The sequence below is a fragment of the Mesorhizobium sp. M1A.F.Ca.IN.022.07.1.1 genome, from assembly GCF_003997575.1.
In the GTDB taxonomy this organism is placed as follows: domain Bacteria; phylum Pseudomonadota; class Alphaproteobacteria; order Rhizobiales; family Rhizobiaceae; genus Mesorhizobium.
Genome location: NZ_RZST01000102.1, coordinates 11,646 through 16,834, shown reverse-complemented (window position 1 = coordinate 16,834; position 5,189 = coordinate 11,646). Strand labels below are relative to the sequence as shown.

Here is a 5,189-nt window from a genome sequence, read left to right as displayed (position 1 = left end):
GTAAGCGGTGTTTCCTGACCACCTTTCGGGAGTGGTCGCGATCTGTGAGGTTGCCGATCCTGTATTGGGATCGGAGATCGGCTTGTGTCTGGACTTGACCTTACGCTTGACCCGGAGCGGCAGCTTCGGCGTTTCGAGGTGATCAACGGTGCCGGCGGTCGGCGTCACTGGTCGGTGGATGACAAGGCGCGGATCATCGCAGAGACGCTGGAGCCGAATGCGATCATTTCCGAGGTCGCCCGCCGTTATGGTCTCAGGCCGCAGCAGGTCTTCGCCTGGCGCCGCGAAGCGCGCAAACAGGTCGCTTCGGTGCAGCAAGATTCTCCTGCCTTTGTGCCGGCGGTTGTGGCGGCGGCGGAACCTGTAGCCAGCCGTTCACCGAAGCAGCGGAAACGGCAAGCCACCCGAGATGCCGGCATGATCGAGCTTGAGATCGACGGCGTCGCGATGCGCGTCGGCCGGGGCGCCGATACCAAGACGGTGGCCGCAGTGATCCGCGCGCTGAAGGCGACGTCGTGATCGGGCCGACGGGTGCGGTCAAGGTCATGGTGGCGACGAAGCCCGTCGACTTCCGCAAGGGTGCGGAGGGATTGGCGGCGCTGGTGCGAGAGACAATGGGGGCCGATCCGTTCAGCGGGGCCGTCTACGTCTTCCGGGCGAAGCGGGCTGACCGGATCAAGCTGATCTTCTGGGATGGCACCGGGGTTTGCCTCTATGCCAAGCGTTTGGAGGATGGGGAGTTCCGCTGGCCGAAAGTGCATGACGGCATGATGCGGCTGACGGCCGCGCAGCTCTCGGCGCTACTCGAAGGTCTCGACTGGCGGCGAGTCCACGAGGCGCGCCGGACCCGCGTTCCAGCCCAGGCGGGCTGACCCGCGACGAAGTGAATCAGCCTGGATTCCGCTGTCGCGGGCTGTCGGCGAATATGGTCTGATCCGCTCATGGCGATGACGGCTGACCAGCTTCCCGACGATCCGGACGCGCTGAAGGCGATGGTCCTGGCGCGCGACGTCGAGAATGCCCGTCTGATTCAGATCATCAAGGAATTGCAGCGTCACCGCTTCGGCCGGCGTGCCGAGACGCTCCCCGAGGATCAATTGCTGCTGGGGCTCGAAGAGGCCGAGCAGATCGAGGCCGCCGACGAGGAAGAGAACGAACAAGCATCTCCCGCAGAGCGCCTGGAGCGCGCCAGGAAGCGCCGGACGAACCGCGGCGCGTTGCCATCCCATCTGCCGCGGGTGGAAATGATCGTCGACATCGAGGACCATGCCTGCCCATGCTGCCGCAATGGCTTGCATCGGATCGGCGAGGACGTGAGCGAGCGGCTCGACATCGTTCCGGCGCAGCTGCGTGTAATCGTCGTGCGGCGGCCCAAATATGCCTGCCGCGCCTGCGAGGACGTCGTGGTTCAGGCTCCCGCGCCGGCCCGGCTGATCGAGGGTGGTCTTCCGACCGAGGCAACGGTCGCCCAGGTGCTGGTCTCAAAATATGCCGATCACCTTCCGCTCTATCGTCAGGCGCAGATCTACGCCCGGCAGGGTATCAATCTCGATCGCTCTACGCTCGCCGACTGGGTCGGCCGCGCCGCCTGGCACCTGCGTCCGGTGCATGAGCGGCTGCTTGGCAAGCTGAAGTCCTCGCCAAAACTCTTCGCCGACGAGACGACCGCGCCGGTGCTCAATCCCGGCCGCGGCAAGACTAAGACAGGTCAACTCTGGGCCTATGCCCGCGATGACCGACCATGGGAGGGGAGCGACCCGCCGGGCGTCGCCTATGTCTATGCGCCGGACCGAAAGGCCGAGCGTCCGATCGCTCATCTCGCAGGCTTCACCGGAATCTTGCAGGTCGACGGCTATGGCGGCTATCGCGTGCTGGCCGACAAAAGCGGCGTCACGCTCGCCTTCTGCTGGGCGCATGTCCGTCGGCGCTTTTATGAACTGGCAGCAGCCGGTCCCGCGCCGATCGCCAGCGAGGCGCTGAGACGGATCGCCGAACTCTACAAGATCGAGGATGACATCCGTGGCCGATCGGCCAACGAGCGCCGCGCGATGCGTCAGGACAAAAGCCGCGCCATCGTCGCCGATCTCGAACCCTGGCTGCGTGAGAAGCTCGGCCTGATCAGTCAGAAGACCAAGCTCGCAGAGGCAATCCGCTACACGCTCTCACGCTGGGAAGGCCTCTCGCGCTTCCTTGACGACGGCCGCATCGAGATCGACAGCAACACCGTCGAACGCTCGATCCGTCCGATCGCGCTCAACCGCAAGAACGCGCTCTTCGCAGGCTCTGACGGCGGCGCCGAACACTGGGCAGTCATCGCCTCGCTGATCGAAACCTGCAAGCTCAATGGTGTCGAACCGCTCGGCTATCTCGCCGATGTCCTCACCAGGATCGTCAACGGCCACCCCAACAGCCAGATCGACGATCTCCTGCCTTGGGTCTACATCAACAAGCTCGAGCTCAAGGCCGTGGCCTGAGAACACCGCTTACATTGCTTTTCATGGACACGGATATGTACCCGGTCGGAGACCTGTCCCGAGCCTTCGGGGCTATTAAGCCCGGCCATTCAATCATGCGTCTTTGCGAGGGGCCGCATGCGTGGTGCCCGCGGCTGGAGGGCAAAGGTGTTCGGGTCGGCGACCATGTTGTGACCGGCCATGAACCGATGTGGAATAGTGGCGTTCTTGGCGTGCACCGCGACAACCTTCCTGCCTTGCTCGATGCCTATCTTCCGATGCTCGCAGTTCATGAGATCGCCAAGATAGATGCTGCTGAGCAGTTCTGCATTGGCATCGCCTTATCCCAAGATGGCCGAACCGTCAGTCCGCATCGCCTGAAAATCAGGAACTACAACACGCGGGGCAAAAAGCTGTTCGCCGGGCAGCGTGTTCGTCAATTCTTCAGTCTCTACGGCGACGCGACAATTGCCCAGCAAATCGCAAAAGCCGCTCGATATCGTCTTTGGCGAACTCCCGTAGACCTATGGCACCAGCGACGCATGTGGTCCGCTTGATCTTGGTTCCCACGCAGGGTGCAATCAAGCACGTGCCCGCCGCCTCTGCCATCCGTGAGAACGACCAAGATGAAAAGTTGGAACTCGCCTTGTTGGCGAGTTGGAGCTTTTCAAAGCAATAGCAGCTAAGTGGTTGAAATTGATGGCGATCCCGGCAGGATTCGAACCTGCGACCATCGGCTTAGAAGGCCGGTGCTCTATCCAGCTGAGCTACGGGACCGCTGGCCGGCCGGAGCCGGCTGATGCGAGTACGCGGATCGATCTAAAAGGATGATCCGCTCCGATTTCTGTTACGCAATTCCGGACGGAAAACCGCTGTGCACTTTGCTCGGATTGCTCAATGGGTCCAGGGCGTCCTGCGGTCATAGCGGAAATTGTCCGAATAGGAAATCTGCCGGCGCTTCGGCTCCTTCGGCTCCTCGACACGATAGGCAATGCCCTGCTTCTCGGCATAGGCGACCGCCTCTTCCCTGGTATCGAAGGTGAGCCGCACCTGGCTCAGCATATCGCCGGACGACGTGTAACCCATCAGCGGATCGATCTTCTTGCGCTGGGCTGGATCGAATTCCAGCACCCAGTGGCCGGTCTTGGCCTTGCCGGACTGCATCGCGGTTTTGGCTGGGCTGAAAATGCGCGCGGACATGGCCACCTCTTTGCCGCCCGAAGACCGGGCAATGATTTAGCCGCGCGCCCGAAAGGCCGGACCCCTCGACCGCGCGCCAGCCCGTCAATACTGTGCAACGGCGCCGGCGGCAAGGCCATACGCAGCCACGGCTTGGCCAGCGGAGGGCGGAACCTCGCGCCAGCCCGGACATTAACCGAAAAGAGAGGCGACCAGCACAGCCGCTCCGGCCAAAGGTCCAAGGTTGCGGGGCCTTCGTTATGTCCGCCTCGCGTCGCCATGCCCTCAACAAGCCTGGACAGTCCGCCATGACCATGACAACCGAACATCCCGTCCTGCAGCTGGCCGTGCTTGTCGGCAGTCTGCGGGCCCAATCCTACAGCCGCAAGATCGCCAAGGCGCTGGCGGCCCGCGCACCGGATTCGCTGCGCTGCCGCTTCATCGAGATCGGCGAGCTGCCTTTGTATAATCAGGATCTCGAGGGCGAGACGCCGCCTGCCGCCTGGTCGGCGTTCCGCGCCGCCATCGGGGAATGCGACGCGGTGCTGTTCGTCACTCCGGAATACAACCGTTCGATCCCGGGCTGCCTGAAGAACGCCCTCGACGTCGGCTCACGCCCCTCTGGCAAGAGCGTCTTCAAAGGCCTGCCCGCCGGCGTCGTCAGCGTGAGCCCGGGCAAGATCGGCGCCTTCGGTTCCAACCAGGCGCTCAGGCAGAGCTTTGTCTTCCTCGACATGCCGGTGATGCAGCAGCCGGAGGCCTATATCGGAAATGTCGCCGAGCTGCTCGACGACAGCGGCGCGGTTAAGAACAGCGACACGGCCGCCCTCCTGAAAGATTTCATCGAGGCGCTGGAGACGTGGATCAGAACCGTGCGGCCGGGCGGCTCGTCCTTCGACGCCTTCATGAAGCAGCGTGAGAAGATCGCCGAGGATTATGTCAACGGCAATGCTACGTCGTTGAAGGCCATCGTGACGCATAGCGAGCCGGCCACCTTCTTTTCGCCGCGCGGCGACCATCTCGAAGGCGCCGATGCCGTTGCCGGCCGATACGAGCGCGACGCCGCCAGCTTCCACGAAGGCGGCAGCACCGACATCGAGGTGCTGCAGGCCTCCGCGAGCGGCGATCTCGCCTTCTGGACCGGGCTGCAGCATGCGAAGGCGCGCATGGGCAAGAACGGACAGCCGGCCGAGATGACCTTGCGGGTGACGGAAGTGTTCCGGCTGGAGGACGGCGCCTTCAAGCTTGTGCATCGCCACGCCGACCCCGCCAACGGATAATCTCCCTATCCGCGACACAATGCCGGGCTCTTTGCAACCACGGCCTATTCCCATTGCCTCGTCAGCGGCATATGTCGGATACATGGCCGTGGCACGTGAGAGCCATGACGACGATAAAGACAAGAATGGGCATGGAAGCGGAAATCTCGTCGGATTGGACCGGCGAGCCGGCGATCCTGGAAGGCGCGATCGTGATCGGCGCCGGCGCGGCCGGATTGGCGGCGGCCTACGCCCTGATCGAGGCCGGGATCGCCACCGAGATCCTCGAGCGCGAGGG

At 63.4% G+C, this 5,189-nt stretch carries 7 protein-coding genes and 1 tRNA gene; 6 read left to right on the top strand and 2 right to left on the bottom strand.

Annotation, left to right across the window (positions count from 1 at the left end):
- Positions 1 to 84: 84 nt before the first annotated feature.
- From EOA75_RS14100 to EOA75_RS14085, 4 genes are all read left to right on the top strand, one after another.
- A complete protein-coding gene (locus EOA75_RS14100; protein WP_024505581.1) occupies positions 85 to 519 on the top strand; it encodes a transposase in 435 nt (144 codons plus the stop codon).
- A complete protein-coding gene (gene tnpB / locus EOA75_RS14095) occupies positions 516 to 872 on the top strand; it encodes an IS66 family insertion sequence element accessory protein TnpB (RefSeq protein WP_024505580.1) in 357 nt (118 codons plus the stop codon). The genes EOA75_RS14100 and tnpB overlap by 4 nt, the downstream gene beginning before the upstream one ends.
- Positions 873 to 941: 69 nt before the next feature.
- Positions 942 to 2,474 (top strand): IS66 family transposase, encoded by a 1,533-nt coding sequence (locus EOA75_RS14090; protein ID WP_024505579.1) that lies wholly within the window; start codon positions 942 to 944, stop codon positions 2,472 to 2,474.
- A gap of 35 nt (positions 2,475 to 2,509) precedes the next feature.
- The gene (locus EOA75_RS14085) at positions 2,510 to 3,010 is read left to right on the top strand and encodes a hypothetical protein (protein WP_127324475.1); all 501 of its coding nucleotides are present in this window, start codon (positions 2,510 to 2,512) and stop codon (positions 3,008 to 3,010) included.
- A gap of 143 nt (positions 3,011 to 3,153) precedes the next feature.
- On the opposite strand, the gene EOA75_RS14080 is transcribed toward EOA75_RS14085, so the two are convergent.
- Together EOA75_RS14080 and EOA75_RS14075 are read right to left on the bottom strand one after the other, a co-directional pair.
- Positions 3,154 to 3,230: transfer RNA gene (locus EOA75_RS14080), tRNA-Arg, on the bottom strand.
- Positions 3,231 to 3,347: 117 nt separating this feature from the next.
- Positions 3,348 to 3,653 (bottom strand): ETC complex I subunit, encoded by a 306-nt coding sequence (locus EOA75_RS14075; protein WP_066999298.1) that lies wholly within the window; start codon positions 3,651 to 3,653, stop codon positions 3,348 to 3,350.
- A 287-nt stretch (positions 3,654 to 3,940) separates the two neighbouring features.
- Here EOA75_RS14075 and EOA75_RS35595 point away from each other — a divergent pair, with 287 nt between their 5' ends.
- Positions 3,941 to 4,912 (top strand): NAD(P)H-dependent oxidoreductase, encoded by a 972-nt coding sequence (locus EOA75_RS35595; protein ID WP_127324474.1) that lies wholly within the window; start codon positions 3,941 to 3,943, stop codon positions 4,910 to 4,912.
- Positions 4,913 to 5,043: 131 nt separating this feature from the next.
- The coding region (locus EOA75_RS35025) for an NAD(P)-binding protein (RefSeq protein WP_245466633.1) at positions 5,044 to 5,189 on the top strand (146 nt) is incomplete at its 3' end.